Annotated in this window: 24 protein-coding genes and 1 tRNA gene; 20 read left to right on the forward strand and 5 right to left on the reverse strand. The window is 48.6% G+C overall.

Going from position 1 to position 25,167, the window contains the following annotated elements; genetic code table 11:
* Positions 1 to 19: 19 nt before the first annotated feature.
* Positions 20 to 1,576 carry a GH3 family domain-containing protein gene (locus FHS56_RS04260; RefSeq protein ID WP_166918616.1) on the reverse strand — a complete coding sequence of 519 codons (1,557 nt, stop codon included), beginning with the start codon at positions 1,574 to 1,576 and terminating at the stop codon, positions 20 to 22.
* Between the two features lie 127 nt (positions 1,577 to 1,703).
* Between FHS56_RS04260 and FHS56_RS04265 the strand changes: the two genes are divergently transcribed.
* The 14 genes from FHS56_RS04265 (at position 1,704) to FHS56_RS04330 (ending at position 14,969) form a co-directional block, all read left to right on the forward strand.
* Positions 1,704 to 2,366 carry a YggS family pyridoxal phosphate-dependent enzyme gene (locus FHS56_RS04265; protein WP_166918617.1) on the forward strand — a complete coding sequence of 221 codons (663 nt, stop codon included), beginning with the start codon at positions 1,704 to 1,706 and terminating at the stop codon, positions 2,364 to 2,366.
* Positions 2,367 to 2,375: 9 nt separating this feature from the next.
* Positions 2,376 to 2,810, forward strand: a complete 435-nt coding sequence (locus tag FHS56_RS04270) for a type I restriction enzyme HsdR N-terminal domain-containing protein (protein WP_166918618.1) — start codon at positions 2,376 to 2,378, stop codon at positions 2,808 to 2,810.
* A gap of 82 nt (positions 2,811 to 2,892) precedes the next feature.
* The gene (locus FHS56_RS04275; RefSeq protein ID WP_166918619.1) at positions 2,893 to 5,808 is read left to right on the forward strand and encodes a Cache 3/Cache 2 fusion domain-containing protein; all 2,916 of its coding nucleotides are present in this window, start codon (positions 2,893 to 2,895) and stop codon (positions 5,806 to 5,808) included.
* 113 nt (positions 5,809 to 5,921) lie between these two features.
* Positions 5,922 to 7,226, forward strand: a complete 1,305-nt coding sequence (murA, locus tag FHS56_RS04280) for a UDP-N-acetylglucosamine 1-carboxyvinyltransferase (protein ID WP_166918620.1) — start codon at positions 5,922 to 5,924, stop codon at positions 7,224 to 7,226.
* A 4-nt stretch (positions 7,227 to 7,230) separates the two neighbouring features.
* Positions 7,231 to 7,614 carry a DUF1573 domain-containing protein gene (locus FHS56_RS04285; RefSeq protein WP_166918621.1) on the forward strand — a complete coding sequence of 128 codons (384 nt, stop codon included), beginning with the start codon at positions 7,231 to 7,233 and terminating at the stop codon, positions 7,612 to 7,614.
* Positions 7,615 to 7,857: 243 nt separating this feature from the next.
* Positions 7,858 to 7,933, forward strand: a tRNA-Glu gene (locus FHS56_RS04290).
* A gap of 128 nt (positions 7,934 to 8,061) precedes the next feature.
* A complete protein-coding gene (locus FHS56_RS04295; protein ID WP_243844139.1) occupies positions 8,062 to 9,114 on the forward strand; it encodes an acyl-CoA reductase in 1,053 nt (350 codons plus the stop codon).
* A gap of 51 nt (positions 9,115 to 9,165) precedes the next feature.
* Positions 9,166 to 10,134, forward strand: a complete 969-nt coding sequence (locus tag FHS56_RS04300) for a deoxyhypusine synthase family protein (protein WP_166918622.1) — start codon at positions 9,166 to 9,168, stop codon at positions 10,132 to 10,134.
* A gap of 344 nt (positions 10,135 to 10,478) precedes the next feature.
* The gene (locus FHS56_RS12035) at positions 10,479 to 11,231 is read left to right on the forward strand and encodes a C40 family peptidase (protein ID WP_166918623.1); all 753 of its coding nucleotides are present in this window, start codon (positions 10,479 to 10,481) and stop codon (positions 11,229 to 11,231) included.
* A gap of 12 nt (positions 11,232 to 11,243) precedes the next feature.
* Positions 11,244 to 11,747 (forward strand): HNH endonuclease, encoded by a 504-nt coding sequence (locus FHS56_RS04310; RefSeq protein ID WP_166918624.1) that lies wholly within the window; start codon positions 11,244 to 11,246, stop codon positions 11,745 to 11,747.
* Between the two features lie 94 nt (positions 11,748 to 11,841).
* Positions 11,842 to 12,783: an NAD(P)-dependent oxidoreductase gene (locus FHS56_RS04315; RefSeq protein ID WP_166918625.1), complete on the forward strand. Its 942-nt coding sequence runs from the start codon at positions 11,842 to 11,844 to the stop codon at positions 12,781 to 12,783.
* 4 nt (positions 12,784 to 12,787) lie between these two features.
* Complete coding sequence (locus FHS56_RS04320) at positions 12,788 to 13,090, forward strand: hypothetical protein (protein ID WP_166918626.1); 303 nt, start codon at positions 12,788 to 12,790, stop codon at positions 13,088 to 13,090.
* A gap of 13 nt (positions 13,091 to 13,103) precedes the next feature.
* Complete coding sequence (locus FHS56_RS04325; protein WP_243844140.1) at positions 13,104 to 14,477, forward strand: HTTM domain-containing protein; 1,374 nt, start codon at positions 13,104 to 13,106, stop codon at positions 14,475 to 14,477.
* A 108-nt stretch (positions 14,478 to 14,585) separates the two neighbouring features.
* Positions 14,586 to 14,969 carry a response regulator gene (locus FHS56_RS04330; RefSeq protein ID WP_166918627.1) on the forward strand — a complete coding sequence of 128 codons (384 nt, stop codon included), beginning with the start codon at positions 14,586 to 14,588 and terminating at the stop codon, positions 14,967 to 14,969.
* Between the two features lie 68 nt (positions 14,970 to 15,037).
* Here FHS56_RS04330 and FHS56_RS04335 read toward each other — a convergent pair whose 3' ends face one another.
* Positions 15,038 to 15,697: a CoA transferase subunit B gene (locus FHS56_RS04335; RefSeq protein WP_166918628.1), complete on the reverse strand. Its 660-nt coding sequence runs from the start codon at positions 15,695 to 15,697 to the stop codon at positions 15,038 to 15,040.
* A 20-nt stretch (positions 15,698 to 15,717) separates the two neighbouring features.
* The gene (locus FHS56_RS04340) at positions 15,718 to 16,422 is read right to left on the reverse strand and encodes a CoA transferase subunit A (RefSeq protein ID WP_166918629.1); all 705 of its coding nucleotides are present in this window, start codon (positions 16,420 to 16,422) and stop codon (positions 15,718 to 15,720) included.
* A gap of 132 nt (positions 16,423 to 16,554) precedes the next feature.
* Between FHS56_RS04340 and menC the strand changes: the two genes are divergently transcribed.
* Positions 16,555 to 17,643 carry an o-succinylbenzoate synthase gene (gene menC, locus FHS56_RS04345; protein WP_166918630.1) on the forward strand — a complete coding sequence of 363 codons (1,089 nt, stop codon included), beginning with the start codon at positions 16,555 to 16,557 and terminating at the stop codon, positions 17,641 to 17,643.
* A 77-nt stretch (positions 17,644 to 17,720) separates the two neighbouring features.
* Here the strand turns inward: menC and FHS56_RS04350 are convergent, their stop codons facing one another.
* Positions 17,721 to 18,557 (reverse strand): universal stress protein, encoded by an 837-nt coding sequence (locus tag FHS56_RS04350; protein WP_166918631.1) that lies wholly within the window; start codon positions 18,555 to 18,557, stop codon positions 17,721 to 17,723.
* A gap of 131 nt (positions 18,558 to 18,688) precedes the next feature.
* Here FHS56_RS04350 and FHS56_RS04355 point away from each other — a divergent pair, with 131 nt between their 5' ends.
* From FHS56_RS04355 to FHS56_RS04370, 4 genes are all read left to right on the forward strand, one after another.
* Positions 18,689 to 18,976 (forward strand): hypothetical protein, encoded by a 288-nt coding sequence (locus FHS56_RS04355; RefSeq protein ID WP_166918632.1) that lies wholly within the window; start codon positions 18,689 to 18,691, stop codon positions 18,974 to 18,976.
* A 72-nt stretch (positions 18,977 to 19,048) separates the two neighbouring features.
* On the forward strand, positions 19,049 to 20,323 hold the full coding sequence (locus FHS56_RS04360) for a 5-methylcytosine-specific restriction endonuclease subunit McrB (protein ID WP_166918633.1): 1,275 nt from the start codon (positions 19,049 to 19,051) through the stop codon (positions 20,321 to 20,323).
* Positions 20,324 to 20,335: 12 nt separating this feature from the next.
* Positions 20,336 to 22,069 (forward strand): single-stranded-DNA-specific exonuclease RecJ, encoded by a 1,734-nt coding sequence (recJ, locus tag FHS56_RS04365; protein WP_166918634.1) that lies wholly within the window; start codon positions 20,336 to 20,338, stop codon positions 22,067 to 22,069.
* Positions 22,042 to 23,142 carry a DUF4421 family protein gene (locus tag FHS56_RS04370; protein ID WP_166918635.1) on the forward strand — a complete coding sequence of 367 codons (1,101 nt, stop codon included), beginning with the start codon at positions 22,042 to 22,044 and terminating at the stop codon, positions 23,140 to 23,142. The genes recJ and FHS56_RS04370 overlap by 28 nt, the downstream gene beginning before the upstream one ends.
* A gap of 23 nt (positions 23,143 to 23,165) precedes the next feature.
* Here the strand turns inward: FHS56_RS04370 and FHS56_RS04375 are convergent, their stop codons facing one another.
* Positions 23,166 to 24,575 carry a serine hydrolase gene (locus tag FHS56_RS04375; protein ID WP_166918636.1) on the reverse strand — a complete coding sequence of 470 codons (1,410 nt, stop codon included), beginning with the start codon at positions 24,573 to 24,575 and terminating at the stop codon, positions 23,166 to 23,168.
* A 57-nt stretch (positions 24,576 to 24,632) separates the two neighbouring features.
* On the opposite strand from FHS56_RS04375, the gene FHS56_RS04380 reads away from it, so the two are divergent.
* Positions 24,633 to 25,109: a hypothetical protein gene (locus tag FHS56_RS04380; RefSeq protein ID WP_166918637.1), complete on the forward strand. Its 477-nt coding sequence runs from the start codon at positions 24,633 to 24,635 to the stop codon at positions 25,107 to 25,109.
* Positions 25,110 to 25,167 lie beyond the last annotated feature (58 nt).

A 25,167-nucleotide genomic window follows, 5' to 3' on the forward strand; every position in this document is an offset into this window, starting at 1 on the left:
TTTTTGAATTGGTTTAAATCTATTGACTGACTCGCGCTTGTACAAAATTTTCCCATTCTTCGAGCAGCGCCCCTTTGATGACGCGAGGGAATTTGTGTTGCCCTCCCTCTTTTCCTTTCATACGCATAAAGTCATAAAACACTTCATTGGGTAATACGTGCACATAGATTTCTTTCAAGGCAGCGCTTCGCTCCACACGGTAGTCGTCGTTGAGCACCTTGAGGTGTTCATCGAGGCGCTCTTTCAGCAAATGGGCGTCTACGGGGTCGTCGGTGCCTACGTACCAGCGGTGTGCAAACAGAGAACCGTGAGGCACGCCGGCTACGGTAAACTCTTTCACCCGTATGTTCAGCTCTTCGGACACAAGCTCTATGGCTTTATTCATATTATCCACCGAAAGGTGCTCGCCGCAAAGACTCAAGAAATGCTTGGTTCGCCCAGTGATGATAATTTCGGAGCGCTCTCGGTCTACCAGACGCACCACATCGCCAATTAAGTAGCGCCACGCCCCGGCACAGGTAGAAAGCAGTAGTGCATAATCTTTTCCTTCTTCTATTTCATCAATCATATACGCCTGAGGCTTATCTATGATTTGTCCGTCGGGGGTGAAGTTTTTATCATCGAAAGGTACAAACTCGAAGAAAAGCCCGTTATTGAGCACCATCTTCAAATCGCCGCCAGGACGCGATTGATAAGCAATAAAGCCTTCCGATGCCAAATAGGTTTCGATATAAATCAGTGACTTGCCCAGCAACTTCTCAAAGCCTTTTTTGTAAGGCTCAAACGACACCCCTCCGTGCACATAAATATGTAAGTTGGGCCATATTTCATGGATATGAGATAGATTGTAGCGGGCAATAATTTTTTCGAGCAAAATCTGAATCCAAGCCGGCACACCTACAATAAAGCCAATGTCCCATTTAGGCGCTTTTTCGGCGATTTCGTCCAACTTTTGGTTCCAATCGGTGTGTTTGGCAATGCGCTTGCCCGGTTTATAAAAATGCTGAAACCAAAAAGGTATCTGACTGGCGGTGATGCCACTCAGGTCGCCTTCGAAGTAGGTGCCTCGATGGTTAAGGTGAGTGCTGCCACCCAGCATAAGCATACCCGTTTCGAAGAGCTTGGCAGGCAGGTTGGGATAATCCGAAAGCGTCAATATTTGCCTTATACTAGTACGCTGAATGGCTTTAATCATTTCTTTGGTAACGGGAATGTACTTAGAAGAGGCTTCCGAAGTGCCGGAGCTCAGCGCAAAGTATTTGACGTATCCCCGCCAAGCCACATCTTTCTCCCCTTCTTTGGTACGATGCCACCACTCTTTATACATTTTGTTGTAATCAAATACAGGTACCTGCTCTTTGTATGACTCATAGAAGTCGCGGCTTTCACGCGGCTGGTGTTGAATCTGGCGAATCAGGTCTTCGAAGTTGTAGCGCAAGCCAAAAGCAGTATGCCGGGCAGCCGACAGCAACTTCAAAAGCTCACGCTTTTGCAAAGCAAAGGGCGCATGTTTCTCTTGCTCTATGCTTTTTCGTAACTTTATACCCTGCTTGAGCAATGTACCTAAAATAGCCATAATTACCTCCTCTTTGTTTAACTATGCAAAGTTAAATTTTTCCTTTGTTCCTAACACAGATTACACGAACAAAATACGCATTTATTTGTAAAATACAACAATTAAGGGAGTTTTGAAGATTAAAACTATGAAAAACACAATAGATAAAATCAAAAGGGAGTTAGGTGAGCATGTGCGTTTAATTGCAGTAAGCAAGACCTATCCGCCCGAGGTCATTATGCAAGCTTATGAAGCTGGTTGCCGTGATTTTGGAGAAAACAAAGTGCAAGAGATGCTGCCCAAATACGAAGCCCTACCCAAAGACATCCGCTGGCACTTGATTGGACATCTTCAGCGCAACAAAGTAAAGTACATTGCCCCCTTCGTGCACCTCATCCACTCGGTGGACAGCGAAGCCTTATTACAGGAAATCAACAAACGAGCAGCACAAAACCAAAGGGTTATCGACTGTCTGCTGCAAATACACATAGCCCAAGAAGAGAGCAAATATGGCTTAAGCTATGAAGAAGCACACGCGCTGCTCTCTTCTTCTATTTGGGAAGGACTGCCCCACTTGCGTGTGTTGGGTCTGATGGGCATGGCTACCTTCACCGACGACCAAGAGCAAATACGGCGCGAGTTCAGAACACTCAAACAGTTCTTCGACGAGCACAAAAGCTGCGAGCGGGAAAACGTAAAAATGCAAGAGCTCTCGATGGGGATGAGTGGCGACTATCCCATAGCCGTAGAGGAAGGCTCTACGATGGTGCGCATTGGTAGCGCCATTTTTGGCAAAAGGCAATACAACTAAGCAAGCCAAATGCAGACGAGCATTCCGCAGTACCAGCACCGCATTCGCAAAGGTGCAAAAGGTGCCCTTTTTATCTTCGATACCATACGCAAAAAGTGGGTGCGCTTACTACCCGAAGAGTGGGTACGTCAGCAATTCATACGCTGGCTCATAGAAGAACAACACTACCCTGCCGCTCTCATCGCCGTAGAGCAAAGCGTGGGCAAGTGGCGCGCCGACCTGGTGGTATATGACCGTCAAGGGCAGCCGTTCCTTGTGGTAGAATGTAAGCGCCATACCATTACGCTTTCTCGCTATACGCTGATGCAAGTCTTACGTTATAATGCCCTGCTCAAAGCCCCCTATTGGGCAATTACCAATGGCGAAGAAGTTTATCTCTTTTCAGTAAATACAGAAACACAAAATGTGGAAGCGCTCGATGAGTTTCCCCCCTTCCCCTCTTGATGCTTTTTCATTCTATTAAGGCATTACCATTTCTTACAAAAAATCATTAGTTTTACCATGAAGCTTAATATCTCTAAAGCCCATGAAACGCTTTTTTGCCAATCTTAGCCTTAATACCAAATTTGTGCTGTTCACCATATCCACCCTGTTGATTATTTTCTTGGGGCTGGCGGTGTATATCTATGAATATCAGCAGGGCTATTATGAACAGCGCACCGATGCCGAGATGTATCAGCATCTGGATGACCTCAGCCGCTTGGTAAAGCTTGAATTTCGCTATCGCGAAGAAATCGTAAAACGAAGCATGGATGTATTTCGCTTCCATATGCAACAAGCAGGACGCTTCCAGGAACTGAAAGAAACTTTACCACTGGCACTCACCAACGAACAAACCCAAGCCAAAACGCTTGTTAACCTGCCGCGTTGGGAAATTGGCGGGCAACAAGTGCAAGGAAGTATTGCCATTGTCGACAGCATACATAACTTAACTGGTGCCGAAATATCTATTTACCAAAAAACCAAACTCGGCTTTGTCCGCATCAGCACCACCGAGCGCACCCCCGACGGCAAACGTATGGAGGGCTATTACCTACCATCGGAATCGCCCATAGCCCTGAACATAGAACAGGGCAAATCTTACTTAACCAGAGTCAAGCGCTTCGATGAGTGGTACATTGCCTACTACCAGCCGCTGGTGCTCTTTGACGAAGTCAAAGGAATGTTGGCAGTAGCCCTTCCCGAAAAAGACCTCAGTTACTTGCGCCAAGAGCTCAAAAGCATTCAATACTTCAATACAGGCTACCCCTTTGTAATGACCTACGACGGCGAGTATATCGTTCACCCTTATGCCGAAAGCAAACAGGAGAAAGACCTCAACTTTCTGGAGTTTGTGCAGCAAAAAGAACGTGGGCGCTATAGCCGCGAACAAAACGGCATGGAACAACTGCTTTACTTCTCCTACTACGACCCCTACAACTTGGTCATAGGGGCTTACATAGACCGTGCCGAAGCCATAGAACTCCCACTAAAAGACCTGCGACGGTCCTTAGGTGTTAGTTTCTTGCTTGCTCTTATTATCGGCTCCGTAGGTATTTCCCTGTTAGTACGCGACAATATACTCAAGCCCATTCAGCGCTTAGCAGATGTAATTTCAGACCTTGCCCTGGGACGCCCGGCAGAGTCCGTCTCTTTTCATCAAAACGATGAAATAGGCGCCATTGCCAACTCTGCCAATCGACTCATCCAGGGCTTCAATCGCTATTCCCGCTTTGCCCAAGAAATAGAAAAAGGAAATCTCGATGCCTCATTCACCCCGCTCAGTGATGAAGACATACTGGGAAAAGCCTTGCTCGACATGCGCGACAGCATTAAAGAAGCCAACCAGCGCAAACAAAAAGAAGAGTGGATGAACGAACACCTCAACCACTTCAACGAGGTATTGCGCCAGCAGTTCGAAAACATAGAAGATTTTGCTTCCCGCCTACTGGCAGAAGTGGTGCATGAGTTGGGTGCCATCCAAGGCGGCATGTTCCTACTCAATGACGAAACCCTGCCTGTCGAACAACAAAAGCTCGAAATGGTTGCCTGCTATGCCTATAATCGGCACAAGCGCTTGCAGCGAGAAGTACGCCCCGGCGAAGGGCTTGTTGGGCAGGTGTATCTGGAAGGCGACACCGTCAACCTACGGGAAATACCAGAAAACTACCTGCTGTTGTCTTCTGGATGGGGCGAAACAGAAGCTCGCAACATACTCATCGTACCACTCAAAACCAACGACATCACCATTGGTGTGCTGGAGCTGGCAAGCCTCACGCCCTTCAGCGAAGAGCAAATAGCCCTGGCTGAGAAGGTAGCCCAAAGTATTGCTGCTACTTTCTTTACAGTAAAAAACACCACCCGTACACAAAAGCTTCTGCAAGAACAGCAGGAGCTCACAGAGCAACTGCGCGCCCAAGAAGAAGAAATGCGACAGAACCTCGAAGAGCTGCAAGCCACCCAAGAAGAGATGGAGCGCAGCCAGAAGCAACTGCAAGTCATTGTTAGTGAGGCGCAGCGAAAAGAGGAGTTGCTCAGCTCACTCATCAACAACACCCAAGACCTTATCGTGGCTATTGATGACAAGTACACCATTACTATATTTAACAAAGCAGCCAAAGACTGGTTCTTTGAGCAAAACGGCGTACACCTCAGCAACGGCGCCAACGTCATCAACATGTTGACCGTAGAACAAAGCGAGAAGTTTAAAGAATACTTTGACCGTGCGCTGCTGGGTGAGCGTTTTTCGGAGACGGAACCCATACAAACCCCGGCAGGCACTACTGAATACTGGGAATATACCTTTAACCCCATCAAAAGCAAAGACGACAAGCCCGCTGGTGTGTCCATGTTTGCCCGCAACATCACCGAAAAGGTATTGCAAGAGCAAGAGCTAAAAGAAACCAACCGCACCATCATAGAAAAAGACAGGGAGCTGCAACGTCGCCTCGAAGAGCTGACCCAAGCCCAACAAGCCATCAAAGAAAAACAAGAAGAACTCGAAGCCAAAGAAGCAGCCATCGACAGCAGCGCCATTGCCAAAATAGAAATGGATATTGAAGGCAACATACTCGAAGCCAACCAGACCTTCTGCAACCTTTTTCAATACGAAAAAGAAGAGCTGCTACATATGCACCACAATAAACTGGTCGATGCCGAAACACAAAATTCAATAGAATACCTCAACCTCTGGCGCAACTTGCGCAAAGGCATCAGTCAGCACGGGCAATACAAGCGCATCACCCGCTATGGCGAGCCTATTTATCTGATATCGACGTACATACCAGTAAAAAACGAGGCAGGCAAAGTAGAGCGCATCGTGCAGATGGCAATGGATATTACTGCCTTTGTACTGCGCGAAGAAGTCTATGAGATGCGCATTGCCCGTTTACAGGAAGACCTAGAGCATTGCCGCGAAGAAAAAAACGCTACAAACGATAAAAACAAAAGAGACAAAGAATAAACACATCTACCAACAAACCTTAAGGGGGTTCTTTGTCCTGCGCCCGTGCACCATCGGCAAGGAATCCCTATTTTTAGGCTTTCAAAGCAAAACATGGCGAAACTTTTTACACTATGGCATCCATACAAGTAGAAGGAGGACATCCCCTGAAAGGAACACTGCGCCCCCAAGGGGCAAAAAACGAAGCATTGCAGGTGCTTTGCGCTACTTTGCTTACCGAAGAAGAAGTAACCATCCACAATATACCCAACATACGCGACGTCAACAAGCTAATTGAAATACTGCAAGACTTGGGCGTGCGCGTGGAACGGCTTGCCAAGGGGAGTTACCGCTTCCAAGCCAAGAATATCAATCTTGAATATTTAGAAACCCCCGCCTTTGCGCAAAAAGCAGCAGCCCTTCGTGGCTCGGTAATGATTTTGGGACCGCTATTGGCGCGCTTCGGGTATGCACGCATCCCTAAGCCCGGAGGCGACAAAATCGGACGCCGCCGCCTCGATACCCACTTCTTAGGGCTACAGAACTTAGGTGCCGATTTTCAATATGACCCTGCCACCGGTTACTACAGCATACAAGCACGGAACCTACGGGGCACCTATATGCTCTTAGACGAAGCCTCGGTAACTGGCACCGCCAACATTATTATGGCGGCAGTTTTAGCCAAAGGCACCACTACCATCTATCACGCTGCCTGCGAGCCTTATATCCAACAGCTGTGCCATATGCTCGTACGCATGGGCGCACGCATCTCTGGCATCGGCTCCAACCTACTCACCATCGAAGGAGTGGAAGCGCTGGGTGGCACAGAGCACAGCATTCTGCCCGATATGATAGAAATCGGTAGTTTTATAGGCTTAGCAGCCATGACCGGCTCTGAAATCACCATTCCCAATTGCCATATCGACCAGTTGGGCTGCATCCCGCGCACCTTCCAGCGCATGGGCATAGCAATGGAATTTCGCGGCGATGATATCTATATCCCTGCCCAATCACATTATGAAATAGACACCTTCATGGATGGCTCCATCTTGACCATCTCGGATGCGCCTTGGCCCGGCTTTACGCCCGACCTGCTCAGTATCGTGCTGGTTACGGCTATACAAGCAAGGGGTACCCTACTGGTGCATCAAAAGATGTTTGAAAGCCGCTTATTCTTCGTGGACAAACTCATCGACATGGGGGCACAAATCATCTTGTGCGACCCACACCGCGCCACAGTCATTGGTTTAGACAAAAAAATGCCCCTGCGAGGCATACGTATGACCTCCCCCGACATACGGGCAGGCGTAGCGCTGCTCATCGCAGCTCTTTCTGCCGAAGGTACAAGCATCATAGACAACGTGGAACAGATAGACCGCGGCTACGAAAATATAGACGGACGCCTCAATGCCATAGGTGCTAAAATCAAACGACTATAAACGTATGAGAATTTTATTGCTTGCCATAGGAGGTTTGTGGGGCTTGTTGTTCCATGCAAAAGCACAAGGGCGGCTGGTCTTCTCTGACAGTACCTACCAGCTACCCCACCCACTGAAAAAAGGGCAAACAGCAGAGGTATTGCTGCAATGCACCAACACAGGCGATGCGCCCGTCGTCATCTGGCAGGTGCAAAGTAGCTGCTATTGTGTTGTAAGCAAAAAACCGACACAAGCCATAGCCCCCGGCGACAGCGCTTACATACAGGTAAGCATACAAAGTGAAGGGCTGCCAACAGGTCCTTTCCGCCGCCATTTGCTTGTAATAAGCGATGCCTTTCCGCCTGAACAACTGCTATGTATTGAAGGGGTTGTGGAGGAAAAACAATAGAAAAAAAGGAGCCTACTGCTCCCTTTGAATAAAAGGAAAGTGCTTTCCCTCTATTTCATCAAATCAATTTCTCACTGCTGAAATTCATTGCCCATTCTCGCACCCCTTCACTTTTACTCGCACAATTAGCTGATAATCTACCAAATACTGCTCAAACAGAATGCAGGCATAAAAAATTTTTTGCTTTTTTGTTTGGATTATTGAAACTGCCTGCCGTATATTTGCATCGTCAATCAGGGCAATGGCCCGTTCGTCTAGCGGTCTAGGACGCCACCCTTTCACGGTGGAAACACGGGTTCGAGTCCCGTACGGGTCACCAAAGCCAGCGCTCTCCTTACAAAAGGAGAGCGCTTTTTGTTTGTAAATGCTTTTTTCAATACATCAAACACGCTTTTTCTAAGAAGAATGCTGTAACTTTGTCGTTGACAATACCTCACCTATCTTTTCATGAGCATGAATACAAAAGAAGCAACCCTTAGCCTACATCACCGGATAGAAGCCTTCGTGCAGTTGGGGCAAAAGCTAAAAAACCTGCCCGAGCACGAGAAAAACATGCTGTTTCAAAGCGCAGAAGCCCGCAACCCTTGGTTCACTACCGAAAATTTATCTTTTGCTTTGGATGCCTTGGGGCAATATCTTGATGCCGATAGTTTACAACAGTGGCTACACCCCTATGTGTCGCAGCTTGAAGAGGCACGTGCTGTCCTGCCCGTAGGCGTGGTAATGGCAGGCAACATACCGGCTGTAGGCTTCCATGATTTGCTGTGTGTATTGATAAGTGGGCATAAGCTGCTGGCTAAGCTTAGCAGTGATGACGAAGTACTCATGCGCTACCTTATCGACCAACTGTGCCACATAGAGCCCGCTTTCAAAGATTTTATAGAACTGCCCGAGTTCATCAATCAGGCGGCTGCCTACATCGCCACTGGCAGCAACCACTCTAATCGTTATTTTAAACATTACTTTGGCAAAAAACCACACATCTTGCGCGGACACCGCAACGCCGTAGCCGTGCTCGATGGTAAAGAAACCGACAGGGATTTCCTCGAATTGGGCAAAGACATCTTCCGCTACTTCGGCTTAGGGTGCCGCAACGTATCGAAGCTGTATGTGCCAAAGGGTTATGATTTTCAAGCCTTCTTCGAGGGCATAGCGCCTTACGGCGACATCATCAATCACCACAAATACGCCAACAACTACGAATACAACAAAGCAGTTTTTTTGGTAAAGCCCGTAGCTCATCTGGACAATGGCTTTTTGTTGCTGCGCGAAGCGCCCGAAATAGCCTCGCCCGTAGCTGTCCTGCATTATGAATATTATGACGACAAAAACGCTTTGCAGAATGAACTGCAAAAAAATGCTCAAGCTATCCAGTGTATTGTAAGCCGAGAGGGCACTTTTCACGCAAGCATTCCTTTTGGGCAAGCCCAAACCCCAAAACTGAATGACTACGCCGACGGTGTGGACACCATGCGTTTCTTGCTTTCTCTGTCTGCTTAGCTCAATCTTTGCTTTTAACAAATACATACTTTACCTAAAAAAAGAAACACTATGGGAGCAATTACCGATTTTATCGAAAAGCACTATTTGCATTTCAATGCCGCAGCTTTAAAAGATGCTGCCCGCGCATACAAGAAACATATCGAAGAGGGCGGCAAAATGCTCATTTCCCTTGCCGGTGCCATGAGTACGGCAGAGTTGGGCAAGTCTTTGGCTGAAATGATACGGCAAGACAAAGTAGCCATTATCTCCTGCACTGGCGCCAACCTCGAAGAAGACGTAATGAACTTGGTAGCTCATAACCACTATGAGCGCATACCCAACTGGCGCGACCTCACCCCACAAGAAGAACAAGCCTTGCTTGAAAGAGGCATGAACCGCGTAACCGACACCTGCATTCCCGAAGAAGAAGCTTTCCGTAAGTTAGAGCACCGTATTTTGAAGCTGTGGCAAAAGGCACAAGCCGAAGGCAAACGCTACTTCCCTCACGAATACTTTTACCAGCTGATTTTGAGCGGCGACCTGAAAGCCGACTATGAAATAGACCCCAAAGACAGTTGGATGGTGGCAGCTGCCGAAAAGAACCTGCCCATCGTAGTGCCCGGTTGGGAAGACTCTACCCTCGGCAATATCTTTGCAGCCCACTGTATTCAAGGCGATGTACGCCCCGATGTGGTGAAGTCGGGCATTGAGTATATGATGTTCTTGGCTGACTGGTACCAAAAGAACAGTAGTGGCAAGGGCGTAGGCTTCTTCCAAATAGGCGGTGGCATTGCCGGAGACTTCCCCATTTGCGTGGTGCCTATGCTGCATCAAGACCTGCAAATGGAAAACATACCGGTATGGTCGTATTTCTGCCAGATTTCTGATTCTACTACCAGCTACGGCTCCTACTCGGGAGCTGTGCCCAACGAAAAAATCACTTGGGGCAAATTGGCAGTAGATACCCCCCGTTTCATGATAGAGTCGGATGCTACCATCGTAGCCCCGCTCATCTTTGCTTATGTGCTGGGGTGGTAAGTAGCTCTTTCTTTGACACTACCCTTTACTCCCGCCTGCAAGGTCGTTGCGACCTTGCAGCTTTTTATTTTCAAAGCTTGCTGCTTCTCACATAGCACGGGGAAAGCGTGGTTCCCAAAATGAGCAAGGAAAAAGAAAGGCAAACAAAAAGCCAGCAATGCAAGAAATTATTTCCCTTTCCCCTATCTCAAAAAAGTCTTTGTCTTCACCCTGTGCTAACAAAAAATTTACATTAGGAACTTGCAGCATTCGCAAAATAGTTTTATACTTGATTCATAAAGCTTTAAACCGAAGAAAGATTCAAGACGCCACCTTTCAAATATGGAGCTTGCACGCTCAGCGTGGTGCCTCTAAGAGCTGAGCCTTCTGACAGAAGCGAACAAGTATCGCAGCTGTTGTTTGGTGATTTTGTCTCTGTGTTGGAACTGTCGGAAGACGAGAAGTGGCTCTACGTCCAACATGCCTTTGACAGCTATGAGGGATGGATAGACTTACTGCAACTGTCTGCCATCTCCGAAGAAGAGTACCTGCAACTGCAATTGCACCAAGCCCCCGTAGTAGCCAATATCAGCCATTTCCTGCATAATAGCCAGCGCCGGCAGCCCATCACTATGGGCAGCTCCTTGCCTTTCTATGAACATGGCAAACTTCAACTCGCCGGCGAATATTATCATTTTCAAGGTGAAATTTACGATACCCGCTATCCTAAAAGTCGCGGCTTTGTTCTGCAAGCTGCCCGCCAGTGGCTTCATGCCCCCTACCAATGGGGCGGACGCAGCCCCTTTGGTATTGACTGTTCAGGCTTTGTGCAGATGGTGTTCAAGATGGCAGGTTATCGTTTGCTGCGCGATGCCTACCAACAAGCCGAACAAGGACGTATGCTCGACGGTTTATCACAAGCCGAGCCCGGCGACTTAGCCTTCTTTGAGCGCAACAAGCGCATTGTACACGTAGGCATCCTGCTCGAAGACCATAAAATCATTCATGCACGCGGCTGTGTGCGCATCGACCTACTCGACAACACAGGTATTCTGGACATACAAACCCAAACCTACTCACACCGCTTATCCCATATAAGCCGGATAGTGAGCACCTAAAAACGCAAAGCCATGGGCAAAGTACTCATTTTGAACCAAGACTACAGTGCATTGACCGTCTGTTCGGCACAAAAGGCATTCATCTTGTTGTATTTACAAAAAGCCGAACTGGTAAAAGAAAACCCACGCCAAAAGTTATGTACTGTAAACCAAGCTTACCCCATGCCGTTGGTCATACGGCTGCATCGTTATGTAAACATCCCTTACAAAGGGGTGATGCTCAGCCGGCAAAATATTTTCCGCCGCGATGGCTATAGCTGTCAGTACTGTGGCTCAAAACACGACCTGACGCTCGACCACGTATTGCCCCGCTCCCGAGGCGGCAAATCTTCTTGGACCAACTTGGTAACAGCCTGCAAACGCTGTAACAGCAAAAAAGGCGACCTCACCCCCGAAGAAGCCGGCATGCCTTTGCGCCGCCGCCCCTATCGTCCTTCCTTTGTTGTGTTTCTACGCAATCTTTCGGGAGGGGTCGTCGATGCATGGATGCCCTTTCTGGGTGGTCAGGAAGTTTAAGCCCGCCTTTTAGGCAAAGGTGGTCAAAAGTTTGTAATTTGCATCTCAATCACACAAGAGCTGCACTGCTCCCTATTCTCAAAAAAGATTTTTTATGCGCTTTTTGATTGTGGATGAGATGCACCCTTCTATTCTGCCCCTACTTGCCGACTTGGGCATAGAAGCAGATTATCAACCGAACATAGATTACCGCCAAGCCAAAGCCCTCATTAGTGCTTATGAGGGTTTGATTATACGCAGTAAATTCTTCGTAGATGCGGGCTTTCTCGAAGCCAGCACACGACTGCGCCTCATTGCACGTGCAGGCTCGGGCTTGGACAACATAGACCTGGTGGCTGCCCGCCGCCGCAATATACAAGTCATCAATGCGCCAGAAGGCAATCGCGACGCCGTTGCCGAGCATGTCATAGGTATGCTCTTGGCTTTGATGAATAAAGTATGCCAAGCCAACCAAGAAGTAAGGCAATGGATATGGCAACGGGAAGCCAACCGTGGCGAAGAAATACGCGGCAAAACCGTTGCTATCATCGGCTATGGCAATACCGGACGAGCCCTTGCCAAAAAGCTAAGTGGTTTTGAGTGCCGGGTTATCTGCTATGACCACAAACTCACCGCCTATGCCGACAAGTATGCCATGGAAGTAAGCATGGAAGAGGTATGGGACCAAGCCGACATCGTGAGTATCCATTTACCTCTGACGCCCAAAACCCGACAACTGATAACCTACGATTACCTGAAGCGCTTCCGCAAGCCCATTTACTTTGTAAATAGTGCGCGAGGTGAAATCGTAGTGCTGAAAGATTTACTCAAAGCCCTGCAAGAAGGCATCGTAAAGGGCGCCTGTCTTGATGTATTAGAGTGCGAAAAGTTCGAACGCCTCCAGCCAGAGCAAAGCCAAACGCTTGAATTGCTTTTTTCCATGCCGCAGGTTTTATTTACCCCCCATGTAGCCGGGTGGACCCGCGAGTCTTATGTACGTATCAACGAAGCGTTGGTAAAAAAAATACGCAGCTTTTTGCAAGAAGAAAATGAATAACCACATGATAAAAGTCATTGGCAGCTTGGTGTTGATTTCCCTACTTTGTGCCTGTTCTTCGCAGCAACATGCTGCCGAGGCATGGGCAGACTGGCAGTGCCGCTACAGCCGCACACTCAAATTATTTGCTGCTGCCCCACCCCAGCAAGCCGACAGTTTGTGGCAAGTATTGCAAGTCTTGGAAGAAGAACGCTTGGACCATGCCATAGAGCTGCAAAATAGCTTGGGCAGCGAAGCCTTGAACCCAGACGCTTACCGCAAACTCGACAGCTTGGCTGCTGCACTGGCAGAACCTTGTGTGGAATAAAAGCAAGCACGCTATGCATCTAAAACAGCTGATGTATTCTATTACCAAACCTGTGTCGGTAGCCCCCTTGGCTACTTTCCGTTTCATCTTTGGCATTGCCATGTTCATAAGCACCCTGCGTTTTTTATGGATGGGCTGGGTGCAGGACCACTACATAGCGCCCAAGCTTCATTTTCACTATTTTGGTTTTGAGTGGATAGAACCTGCCCCTGCTTGGGCACTGTATGCCATCCATGGGCTCATGTTGGCGGCGTCTTTGGGTATTGCTGCCGGCTATCGCTACCGGCTGTCTGCCCTTTTGTTTTTTCTCTGCTTCACTTATACCGAGCTCATCGACATCACCTACTACCTAAATCATTACTACTTTGTCAGCATCGTTTCTTTTGTGATGATATTCCTGCCGGCGCATGTCAACTATTCTTTGGACGCACGCTGGGGCATTGTACAAGCCGCACAGTATGTGGAGCGCTGGCAAGTGGGCATTATTCGTTTGCTGCTGGCAATCGTGTACTTCTATGCCGGCATTGCCAAGATAAACGATGAGTGGCTGTTACATGCTCTTCCGCTACGTATTTGGTTGCCAGCCCATAACGACATGCCCTTGTTGGGTCCGGCATTCAACTATCCACTCACTGCTTATCTGTTCAGCTGGGCAGGTATGGTGTATGATACACTCATTCCTTTCTTTTTGCTTCACAGACGCACACGCCCTTTTGCTTACGGGGTAGTATTGTTCTTTCATGGCGTCACCGGCTACCTGTTTCAGATAGGCATGTTCCCACTCATCATGAGCGCTTCGGTGCTGGTATTCTTCTCTTCTGAATGGCACGAAAGACGCTGGAAGCAATGGTTAGCCGGCTGGCATGTGCCCGTCCATGACTTCCGACCGGCTTCCTATCCGCACATTCAGTACGCTTTCTGGGCTTTGTTTTTGGCTTTTCAGATACTGTTCCCTTGGCGCTACCTGTTCTATCCCGGTAATTTATTTTGGACTGAAGACGGCTTTCGTTTCTCTTGGCGGGTCATGCTCATAGAAAAGGCAGGCAGTGCTACTTTTTTTGTCAAAGATAGGCAAAGTGGGCACGAATGGGTGGTTGACAATCGGGAGTTTCTAAATACCCACCAAGAAAAGCAGATGGCTATGCAGCCTGACTTAATCCTTGAATATGCTCATTACCTCCATGATTACTATGAAAAGCAAGGCATTAGCGACCCCATCATACGCGCCGAGGTGTATGTAACCCTCAATGGGCGCCCCAGCACCCTCTATTTTCCTCCCGACTTAGACCTCAGCCGCCTTAAAGACAGTTGGGAACCACGCCGATGGCTTTACCCCGCCCCGCCCTTGGAGGAACCTATCTTCCATGACATTTTCAAATTTTTTTAAAAAACCCAATTACTTCTGTAATATTTCACATGGTTTTTTCAGGATAAATGAAGTAAAAATTTTGTTTTTTTGAAAACCAATCACTCATGACTCAAAAACCTCACTTCTATGAGCTCATTTCCTTTGTATTGCCTTATTGATGACGACGAAATCAGCAATCTGATTAGCGCTACCATTATCCAAAAAGTAACCAATGCCCAAGTAGTTACCTTCACCCGTGCAAGCGAAGCCCTTGAGTACTTGCAGCACACCGAACGGCTGCCCGACGCCATTTTTCTGGACATCAATATGCCCGAAATGAACGGCTGGGAATTTTTAGAAGCCCTCGAAACACTGCCCGACGCCATCAAGGACATGCTTCAAATTTATATGTTGAGTTCTTCCATAGACATAGAAGACCAACGCAAAGCCGAAACGTATAAGCGGGTAAAAGGATACATAGCCAAGCCCCTTTCGCCTGACAAGATGATGACAACCGTAGCAAGCAGCTGATAAAAACTAAGCCGGTGAAGAAGTCACCGGCATGTAAGTTTTTCTTTCAGCAAAGCATACTGCTTCCTTTAAAACTGCATTTCTGGTACTTCTCCCTCTACGATAAGCTTTCCTTCGGTGGCTTGTCGTATGTAATCGACGCTTACTCCGGGGGCACGCTCCTTCAAAAGGAAGCCCCCCTCAGGTAGAATATCCAATACGGCAAGGTCAGTTACCACCTTTTTCACGCAGCGCACACCGGTGAGTGGCAAGGTACATTTTTTCAACAGCTTCGACTCGCCGGTTTTGGTAGTGTGCTGCATGGCTACGATGATGTTTTTGGCAGAAGCGACCAAGTCCATAGCGCCCCCCATGCCCTTCACCATTTTGCCGGGAATCTTCCAGTTGGCAATATCACCATTTTCAGATACCTCCATGGCTCCCAGTACGGTCAAGTCGATATGTCCCCCTCGAATCATAGCAAAACTCTCTGCCGAGCTGAACAGGGCAGCACCGGGTTCCATAGTAACCGTCTCTTTACCGGCATTGATAAGGTCGGGGTCTTCTTCTCCTTCATAGGGATAGGGTCCCATCCCCAGCAAGCCATTTTCTGATTGCAGTACCACGTGGATGCCTTCGGGAATGTAATTGGCAACCAGAGTAGGAATGCCAATGCCTAAATTCACGTAAAAACCGTCTTGTAGTTCTCGGGCTATTCTTTGAGCTATTTGTTCTTTTGTCAGAGCCATAATTTCACTGATTTTTGGGTTTATGCATTGCGCGGACGTACTGTTCGGCGCTCGATACGCTTTTCGTAGTGCTTACCGTGATAGATATGTTGAACATAGATGCCGGGGGTATGTATTTCGTTGGGGTCTAATTCACCGGCAGGCACCAACTCTTCCACTTCGGCAATGGTGATTTTGCCTGCTGCCGCCATCATGGGGTTAAAGTTGCGGGCAGTGCCCCGATAAATGAGGTTCCCCATGGTATCGCCCTTCCAAGCCTTGACCAGCGCATAGTCGGCACGCAGCCAGCGCTCCATCAAATAGAGCTTGCCGTCGAACTCGCGCACCTCCTTCCCTTCTGCCACTTCGGTGCCCACCCCTGCGGGGGTAAAGAAAGCAGGGATGCCCGCCCCCCCAGCGCGAATGCGCTCTGCTAAGGTGCCTTGTGGAATCAACTCCACTTCGAGCTCGCCACTCAACAGTTGGCGTTCAAACTCTTTGTTTTCACCCACATAGGAAGAAATCATTTTACGTACCTGCCTGTTTTTCAGCAGGATACCTATGCCAAAGTCATCTACGCCGGCGTTGTTCGATATGCAAACCAAGTCTTTCACTCCACTACGCGCCAAAGCAGCAATACAATGCTCTGGGATACCACACAAGCCAAAGCCACCTAACATGATAGTGGCTCCATTGGGAATTTGCGCAATCAGGGCATCTAAATCGTGTACGGTTTTGTCTATCATGATGCTTGCTTGTTTTAATAGGGCTAATATGCAAAGTTTTATTAAAAAAAATCAATTTTTTCATGCTTTCTTTCCTCCCTTGGCTGTTTTTTTATCATTTCGCAACTTTGCTTTCGTTCAAAAAACACACTCATGAACTACCGACTTATTCCCTACACGCTGCATTTCAAATTCAAAGCGGGCACCTCGCGCGGCTATCTCACCCAAAAAACATCCTACTTCATCATACTTAACGATGCACACGGACGCCAGGGCATTGGTGAGGCTGCGCCTGTGCCGGGATTGAGCCCCGATGACCACCCCCATTTGCCCAAACAGGCACATCAACTGCTGGGCGAGCTATGTCGTCAGACTTTCGACAGCCTCGATGAGGCGCTGCAGTGGGTAGCTGCCCACTGTCCCCACGGCTTTCCTTCTTTGCGCTTTGGGGTGGAAACTGCCTTGCGCAGCTTTTGGGCTTCACACCCTTTGGTACTGTTCGACAGCCCCTTTGTGCAAGGCAAACAGGGAATTCCTATCAACGGCTTGGTATGGATGGGCAACCTCGATTTCATGCAAGAACAAATAGAGGAGAAGCTACAACAGGGCTTCCGCTGTATTAAAATGAAAATAGGCGCCTTGGAAGTGGAAAAAGAATTGGATTTGCTACGCAAGTTGCGGCAGCGCTTCTCTGCCGACGCCCTTACGCTGCGTGTCGATGCCAACGGTGCCTTTGATTCAAAACAAGCCATGCCTGTGTTGGAAGCGTTAGCCCAGCTGGAGGTGCACTCTATAGAACAGCCGATTCGCCCCGGTCAGTGGGATGCCATGGCGCGGCTGTGTCAAGAAAGTCCCACGCCTATAGCCTTAGATGAAGAGTTGATTGGCATACATACCCGGGAAGAGAAACGCCAGCTGTTAGAGCACATACATCCGCACTACATCATACTGAAGCCCACACTGACCGGAGGGCTTGAAGCTGCCAACGAATGGATACGCCTTGCCGAAAGCATGGATATTGGTTGGTGGGCTACTTCTGCCTTAGAGTCCAACGTAGGACTCAACGCCATCAGTCAGTGGACGGCTACTTGGGCACCGAAACTTCCGCAAGGGCTGGGCACCGGACAGCTTTATCACAACAACTTGCCCTTGCCTTTGGAAATCCATACAGGACAGCTATATGCCCATTTTGACCCTACCCCTCCGGTGGCGGACTTCGAGCAGTGGTTCAATACCCAATAAAAAAACAGCAGAAGCACAAAGTGCCTCCGTTGTTTCATGTATCCTCACTATATGGAAAGTGCTATTGAGTCTTTGCCCTACGCATGAATGCTCAGTAAAGGCACGCGTGTTTTGAAGAGCATCCGACGCGTATGACTTTTATCGAATAAGCGTTTAAACACAGATTGTTGATGCGGAATCATCACCAGCCAGTCTATATTATGTGCCAGCACATAACTTTCGATAGCGTCTTCGGGCGACGCTGCTTCTTCTAAATGGTAGTCGTGGCGGTACTTCTGAAAGTAACGGTCCAACGACAAGAGTACCTCCTCCTTTTCGGGTTCCAGTGCTTTTTCGGCTTTTTTTACGTGAATGATGTGAATAGAGGCGTCGAAACGCTCAGCTATGTATTTTATCAGCCGCATGCCTGCTTTGTTGATATCCACTGAACGACAATCCGTGGCAAAGGCGATATGAAAAATACCATGGAAAGAGGCATCAGGCGGAACAGCCAAGACCGGCATGTCTTGAATTTCTTCGATGAGAGCGGTGGTTACGCTTCCCAGCCAGCGCTCTAAAGCACTGCCGCTGCGCGTGCCTACAATCAAGAGGTCGTGGGGTTGTTCCAAAACAAAGTCTTTGACTGCCTCTACCACAAAGCCACGCCACACAACGAAAGATGTATTGACTGTCGGATATTCAGCACACATACGTTTCACCTCTTGCTCCATTTTCTGCCGGGCTGTTTCTTGCAGCTCGTCTATGGTCATCGGGTCAAAAGCCATGCCCTCGCTCAATGCCGCCACTGGCACATGCCAAACATGGAGCACACTCACCTCTGCCCGCAAGAACTTAGCCAGCTCCAAGGCATAGCGCAGGGCGTTCTGTGCTACGGCAGAAAAATCTGTTGCAACTAAAAATCGTAGCTTTGCCATGCTTATTGTGTTAGTCTATCTCAAAGGTAGGCGAAAGGAAACCACCAGCCAATGATTTTCATCAATGCCGTTATTAAAAACGGTGCCTATGTTGTATTTTCCGACTCATTAGGACAAACAAAAAGAAGACTATGGATGAAATGCAATCACTCATACAAGAGATAAGTGCTAAAATAGAAGCCGCTCGCCGGCAGCTTTTAGAAGCCTCAATAGACGCCGCCCAGAAGAAAAAGCAGCTGCAGATGCTGCGCGCTGTGCAGCAAGAATGGCAATGGAGGATAGAGTGTTACCGACGTACTTGTAACGACTTACGCTCGGCTGAAGAGGGCAAACAGCTGCCTTTTCCATTGGAACACTACGAACGACAAAAGGAAAAAGAAGAGCGCATCCTACGCCGTATTGCCAATTTGTTTCCATAATTCTGAGAATCCGCACATGACAACTTCAAAATATTTAGCTATTTTTAAACTCATAGGAAGACAAGTGGTGCCATGGAGATGAACACCGGCTATAAAATCGAAGACTTTTACTATCCGATTCTTCGCATCATGCAAGACAGGCGTTCTTTGCAACGCCCCTCGGTGATTGTGCAGCAGGTCATCAGTCGCATGCATATTGCCGACTCGGTAGCGCCGGAATGGTGGAACCACGGTTTACGCCTTCAAGTAAAGAACAAAATACGCAAAGCCTTCGCACACCTGTGCATAGCAGAGCTGGCGCAACGCACCACCCACGTATTGCCACAATGGATGCTTACACCCAAAGGGGAAGGCTTCAAAGAAGACAGCAGTGCTTTGATTCAAAAGGTGCGTTTGGCACTACGCAGCCGGCGACAAGAGCTTGGTTCTGTTGGCGTGAGCCCAGAAGGGCAGCTCATACCCAACAAACCGAAGGTAGTGCGCCGTTTAAGCCCTCGCCTGCCCAGTATGCACAACCTCAACACCCTCTTCTATGGTGCCATAGCCACCGGCAAGACCAGAGAAGCCATCAAGTTGGCAGTAGAGCTGGCGGGCAAGCACCTGAGCAAAAGCGAAAGGGAACAAATGCAGTTGCAACACTTTTTAGGTGAACAGATAGAATTTTTGGCACTACACAAAGGCATTGGTTACGCGCAAATGGTCATTCGTTTTTCAACCCACACCCAATCGTGGGAAGACGGCTTTTTGCTGCGGCTGGCTCGCCGAGCAGAGAAAGAGCCCAATAAATCATTTGTTTTGCTTTTAGAGGGCATTGAGCGCGCACCCATAGAAGATTTGTTTGGAGAGATGCTGCTGCTTTTCGACCCGGACAAACGTATCGGGCAAGCCAATCCGCTGAAGATAGCTCTTCCCTCAGGAGAATATGTAGGACTGCCCCCTAACCTCTATTTGGTTGCCACCATCGAAGACATGCGCAAAGCATGGCAACAAATGGCTTTGTATGCCCGCTATTTCGAATTGGTAGAGCTTACCCCCCGTTACGATTTGAGCAGCGTGGCATACAACGATTTCCTGTGGGCGCTCAATCAGGAGCTGCTGCGCAAGAAAGGAGAAGCGTTTTTGATAGGACATACCTTTTTCCTTCAAACCAATCAAAACTTCAACTTCCTGCGAGTACTCAACCGACAAATCATCCCCCTACTTACTGCCTATTTTGAAGGCGACCAAGAAGCGGTGGCTTGCTTGCTGCAGCATGCTTTCCAACAAGCTCCTTCTACACACGGGCGCTTCGAAGTGAGCAGGCATCTACAGAGCAGCGTGCAGGTGAGTCGCGTAGAACACCCCTAATGTTAAAAACACATGCAGTGGATATTAAAACCCCAACCCTCTGCCCGCCAGTTGCAGGCAGTCATGCAACAATTGCAACTCAAACGCCTGCCGGCTATCCTTTTTGCTCAACGAGGCATAGAAACCCCCACACAAGCCCGCGCTTTTTGCCGCCCCAAGCTCAGCGACCTGCATGACCCCTTCCTGATGCGCGACATGTATGTCGCTGTGGAGCGCCTGCACTGGGCTATACGCCACCAAGAACCTATTTTGCTTTATGGCGACTACGACGTGGATGGCACCACCGCCACTGCTATGATGTACCGTTTTTTAAAGCTCTTTCACAAGGCGCTTCACTACTATACACCCGACCGGCACGCAGAAGGCTACGGTGTCTCTCTGCAGGGCGTCGATTACGCCAGCAAACACAGCTGCAAGCTCATGATTACACTCGATTGTGGCATTAAAGACTTCAAAGCTATAGAGTATGCCCGTAAAAAAGGCATCGACGTGATTGTTTGCGACCACCACCTGCCGGACGAACGCCTGCCAACAGCCAAAGCCATCCTCAACCCCAAGCGAAGCGATTGCCATTATCCTTACAAAGAACTGTCGGGCTGTGGCGTAGCATTCAAACTTATGCAGGCATATGCGCAAGCTTACGGCATAGATGAACAACACCTCTATGCCAGCTTAGACTTGGTAACCCTGAGCATTGCTTGTGATATCGTGCCCATCAGAGGCGAAAATCGCATGCTGGCATATTTCGGTTTAAAAAAACTAAAAAGAAACCCATTGCCGGGCATCAAAGAGCTGCTTCAAATAGCCGGCTTTGCCACAGACCGCGACTACACCATCAGCGACTTGGTGTTTGGTGTCGGTCCACGCATCAATGCTGCCGGGCGGCTGGAACATGCACGCCTCGCCATCGAGCTGCTTTTGAGCAATGAGCCTACCGATGCCTACGATAAAGCACTTTATATTCACCGCCTCAACCAAGAGCGTAAACAGCTGGATGAAAAAGTAACCGAAGAAGCGCTGCACATGATAGAGAAACTACGCATGCAGGGCTATGAAAGTCATGTGCTCTTTCATAAACATTGGCACAAAGGCATCATAGGCATTGTGGCTTCTCGCTGTGTTGAGCGTGTTTATCGCCCCACGGTCATCCTGACCGAATCCAACGGCAAAGCCACCGGCTCGGCACGCTCTATCGAAGGCTTCGACCTGTATCGCGCCATCGATGCCTGCAGCGACTTACTCGATAGCTACGGAGGGCATGCCCATGCTGCCGGCTTGACCCTCAGCTTAGACAAAATAGCTGCCTTCCGAGAACGCTTTGAACAGGTAGCCCGCGAACAACTGAAACAAGTGCAAGCCGAGCCCACACTGGAAGTGGACGCTTTTGTGTCTTTAAGCGACTTAGACCAAACCACCGAGCGCATCATGAGCGAGTTGGCACCTTTTGGTCCCGGCAATGAACAACCTCTCTTGGTAAGCCGTGTGCAGCTGGCTGAGGCGCCACGCACCGTAGGGCAAAAAGACAATCACCTGAAGTTACGCGTAAAAGAAAACAGCCCAGTAGTCTTTGACGCCATTGCTTTCCGTATGGGCGAATGGGCAAACAAGCTCTCTGTCGGACAGTCTTTTTATATTTGCTATCACTTGGAACAAAACGAGTACAGAGGCAACAAAAGCCTACAACTGAGAATCAAAGACATCAAGACAGAAGCACCGACATGGGAAAAAGACACTTTTTCATCGTAACGATAGTGCTCTTTTTGACAGGAGCCGTAGGATACTGCCAAGAAGCTGCGCCCACTGACTCACACCTTTGTGTGCGCAAGGTTTTTCCGGTGGACAGTACCTATATCGAGCAGGACATCAACCGGATGATGGTAGAGTATTTCATCGACAACCGGGGATACAGTTTTGAACTGAAAAGCAAACAAAGCAATCATACCGTACACTGGACTCCCAACATTGCCGGAGTACATGGTTTTCGCTTTTCTTATCGCAGCCTCACCATTGGGATGGGCTTTAAGCTGCCTCTGTCTGAATTCAATGCGCGTAACTATGGCAATACCAACTACTCAGACCTTAGCATAGCTTTCAATAAACCCCAAGTAGCTTTGCTGGGCAACTGGCGCCGCTATCGCGGCATGGTAGATGTAAATTCTCCCAATTACATGCCTCCTTACACCTACTATAAACAAGGCGACCTGACAGCCAACAGCCTTACACTGAAAGGCAGTTACATATTTTCACCTAAACGCTTTTCTTACAAAGCTGCCTACATCTATACCGAACGACAGCTGCGCAGCGCCGGCTCGTGGCTGCTCAGTGGTGCCTTCAACCTCTCGCGCTTGCAAAGCGACTCTTCGATGGTGCCTACACCCATACGCAGCGACTTTGGCGACACAGGGGGACTTCAAAGTGTACGGCGTCTGTATTTGGGCGTAGGTGGTGGTTATGCCCACACATTGGTGTATCAATACTTTCAACTATCGCTTTTGCTCAATTTAGGACTTGCCTTTCAGCCCATGCGCTACTATCTCATGCAAAACAGCCATTGGCAAAAAGCCAACCAAGTAGGGCTGTACAGCGACGTGGGCACTTCTTTTTCTTACAACCGTCCCCATTGGTACATCGCCCTGCAAGGACAGGTATTCAACGACGGTTTTCGCATCGACGAGAACATATCAGGAAATACTTCACAGTTGTGGTTTTCTTTTAAGCTGGGTTGGCGCCCCGCTGCTCCGCGCTTCGTGCGCAAAGGAGAGGATTTTTTCTACCATACATTACAAAAATTGAATCCTTTTCAAGGGGGCAAACTATAGGCAGCGCCCCCCTCGCCTCTTGCCTAAGGCGGTGTTGCTGATGCTATCTTTGTTTTTAAGCCTTGATGGTATGGCACCCTAAGCAAAGCGGCTTTATAGCATGCCAATGCCCTTTCTTTTTGATTTATCTGCATATACACGTCGCCTATCAACTCCAAAGCAGCCGGATGGTGCTCAAAGAGCAACAAAGCCATCTTCAGCAGGGCTTCTAACATATCGTGACGCCCGTTTTGCCAACAAAAAACAGCCAGCCGTATCAAATCGGAAGGGAGTAGCTCTTGCTTTCGAGTAGCCTTTAACTGGTTGAGCCGCTCTATAACAGCGTTTAACTGTCCTTGCTTCCAAGCAGCAAGCAGCGTTTTGTATGGTGAATCATAGGACTCATAGCCCAAGACATGCAAAGGCAGCGGTTCTACAGGAAATACCGCCCGCAGGAGGCTTTCTATAATGCGAAACCCCTTTTCAGAATTGATAAATACAACCACGCCCCAGCCCTTCGCCGGCACTCCCATCATATAGTTTTTAAAGTTGCCGTAATCGCCCCAATGCCAAAATACGGGCATGCCTTGCCAATCATAAACCCCCACGCCCAAACCCCAATCAAGAGGTTTGAGAGGTCCGCTGCGGGCATGACTGTGCGGCTGAAGCATCAAGGCATGAAAAGAAGATTGCAGCTTTCGAGGATGCAGCAGCTCCTCCATAAAAAGAGCATAATCGACTACGGTCGTCAGCAGGCTATGGTGCGCGCCGGCTTCGGCATGGCGCCGCATCTGTGCAGGATATCCATTTTTCCAATGCCCATAGGCGGCATTCCCCAAAAAGCCACTGCGAAAAACAAAGCTGCTGTGCGACATACCCAAGGGGTCAAACACATATCTTTGGGCAAGTGCCTCAAAATTTTCACCTGTGAGCTTTTCACATACCCGTTGCAAAAAAGCAAACCCTTGCCCCGAATAAGAGCAATCGGAGCCCGGCTCGAAGGCAATGCTCAGCTTGCCGTAGCGTCCGTTGGGCAAACCTGCCGAATGGCTAAGCACATGCTTGGCTGTGATGAGATACCAACGCCTGTCGCTGATGCTGCCCCCCACAAATGTCTGCAGCTCGGCAGCTGTCAGATAATCTGCCAAGGGCTTATCAAGGTCTAAAATACCCTCTTGTGCCAAACGCAAGGCAACATAAGCCGACAGGGGCTTGCTCAAAGAAGCCGCTTCCATGATGGTGGTATTGGTAAGAGGCTGCCGCGTACGTATATTTGCCCAGCCAAAGCTTTTAGTCCAGTAAATTTTGCCATCCACAAGCACTGCCAATGCAACGCCCTCTACATCAGCCTCCTGCATCAGTTGTTGCACTCGCATCGATAAATAGGCGGTATCGGGCTGTGCAGCGAGTCCATATGCAAACAAACAACAGTAAAGACTCAAGAGAAGGCGCATAGATATTTGAGCAATTCGTTCATTTTCGTTAATTTAAGAAAATTCATCCTTGTACTTATGGAAATACTGAAATATGTTGCGTGCTCCCTGCTCTTTGCGAGCATAAATCTCATTACTGTGGCACAAAGTCAAGTGCCACTGGCTACCATTTATCACAAAGGAAGTCCTCTGGTTCAAATAGAAAAGCAAAAGAATGAATATGTGTTTTACCGCATTCAGGATGGTAGCTGCTTGGGGCGTTGGGACGGACAGCAGGTGTATGTAGCACAAAGCCGCGTGCAAAAAGGAATTACCCGCGGCGGGCAGTGGTTCGACGCCCAACAACGCTTGCTTTACACAGTAGAAGAAGCTGGCGAAGGCAAGCTGTTGATTAACCATCCCCTCATAGGCACCTGCCGTGTGATACAATACGACTTGCCTCTCTTGTTCGGTACGGAATATCATTGGCAGTGGCACACTTCTGCCACGGTCTATCAGCTGCTCTACACCATCGCCATCTACTTTGTGTACTTTCACCCCACCCCTCTCTGCTAATGCCCCCGAAAAACGTATCTTTGTGCTTGTTGAAACTTTCAAACCATAAATGAAATCA

Source organism: Thermonema lapsum (genome assembly GCF_011761635.1).
In the GTDB taxonomy this organism is placed as follows: Bacteria; Bacteroidota; Bacteroidia; order Cytophagales; family Thermonemataceae; genus Thermonema; species Thermonema lapsum.

Bases quoted from the DNA above. Each gene is read 5' to 3' on its own strand.
- FHS56_RS04260 (WP_166918616.1), bottom strand. From the start codon at position 1,576: ATGGCTATTTTAGGTACATTGCTCAAGCAGGGTATAAAGTTACGAAAA.
- FHS56_RS04265 (WP_166918617.1), top strand. From the start codon at position 1,704: ATGAAAAACACAATAGATAAAATCAAAAGGGAGTTAGGTGAGCATGTG.
- FHS56_RS04270 (WP_166918618.1), top strand. From the start codon at position 2,376: ATGCAGACGAGCATTCCGCAGTACCAGCACCGCATTCGCAAAGGTGCA.
- FHS56_RS04275 (WP_166918619.1), top strand. From the start codon at position 2,893: ATGAAACGCTTTTTTGCCAATCTTAGCCTTAATACCAAATTTGTGCTG.
- murA (WP_166918620.1), top strand. From the start codon at position 5,922: ATGGCATCCATACAAGTAGAAGGAGGACATCCCCTGAAAGGAACACTG.
- FHS56_RS04285 (WP_166918621.1), top strand. From the start codon at position 7,231: ATGAGAATTTTATTGCTTGCCATAGGAGGTTTGTGGGGCTTGTTGTTC.
- FHS56_RS04295 (WP_243844139.1), top strand. From the start codon at position 8,062: ATGAGCATGAATACAAAAGAAGCAACCCTTAGCCTACATCACCGGATA.
- FHS56_RS04300 (WP_166918622.1), top strand. From the start codon at position 9,166: ATGGGAGCAATTACCGATTTTATCGAAAAGCACTATTTGCATTTCAAT.
- FHS56_RS04310 (WP_166918624.1), top strand. From the start codon at position 11,244: ATGGGCAAAGTACTCATTTTGAACCAAGACTACAGTGCATTGACCGTC.
- FHS56_RS04315 (WP_166918625.1), top strand. From the start codon at position 11,842: ATGCGCTTTTTGATTGTGGATGAGATGCACCCTTCTATTCTGCCCCTA.
- FHS56_RS04320 (WP_166918626.1), top strand. From the start codon at position 12,788: ATGATAAAAGTCATTGGCAGCTTGGTGTTGATTTCCCTACTTTGTGCC.
- FHS56_RS04325 (WP_243844140.1), top strand. From the start codon at position 13,104: ATGCATCTAAAACAGCTGATGTATTCTATTACCAAACCTGTGTCGGTA.
- FHS56_RS04330 (WP_166918627.1), top strand. From the start codon at position 14,586: ATGAGCTCATTTCCTTTGTATTGCCTTATTGATGACGACGAAATCAGC.
- FHS56_RS04335 (WP_166918628.1), bottom strand. From the start codon at position 15,697: ATGGCTCTGACAAAAGAACAAATAGCTCAAAGAATAGCCCGAGAACTA.
- FHS56_RS04340 (WP_166918629.1), bottom strand. From the start codon at position 16,422: ATGATAGACAAAACCGTACACGATTTAGATGCCCTGATTGCGCAAATT.
- menC (WP_166918630.1), top strand. From the start codon at position 16,555: ATGAACTACCGACTTATTCCCTACACGCTGCATTTCAAATTCAAAGCG.
- FHS56_RS04350 (WP_166918631.1), bottom strand. From the start codon at position 18,557: ATGGCAAAGCTACGATTTTTAGTTGCAACAGATTTTTCTGCCGTAGCA.
- FHS56_RS04355 (WP_166918632.1), top strand. From the start codon at position 18,689: ATGGATGAAATGCAATCACTCATACAAGAGATAAGTGCTAAAATAGAA.
- FHS56_RS04360 (WP_166918633.1), top strand. From the start codon at position 19,049: ATGGAGATGAACACCGGCTATAAAATCGAAGACTTTTACTATCCGATT.
- recJ (WP_166918634.1), top strand. From the start codon at position 20,336: ATGCAGTGGATATTAAAACCCCAACCCTCTGCCCGCCAGTTGCAGGCA.
- FHS56_RS04370 (WP_166918635.1), top strand. From the start codon at position 22,042: ATGGGAAAAAGACACTTTTTCATCGTAACGATAGTGCTCTTTTTGACA.
- FHS56_RS04375 (WP_166918636.1), bottom strand. From the start codon at position 24,575: ATGCGCCTTCTCTTGAGTCTTTACTGTTGTTTGTTTGCATATGGACTC.
- FHS56_RS04380 (WP_166918637.1), top strand. From the start codon at position 24,633: ATGGAAATACTGAAATATGTTGCGTGCTCCCTGCTCTTTGCGAGCATA.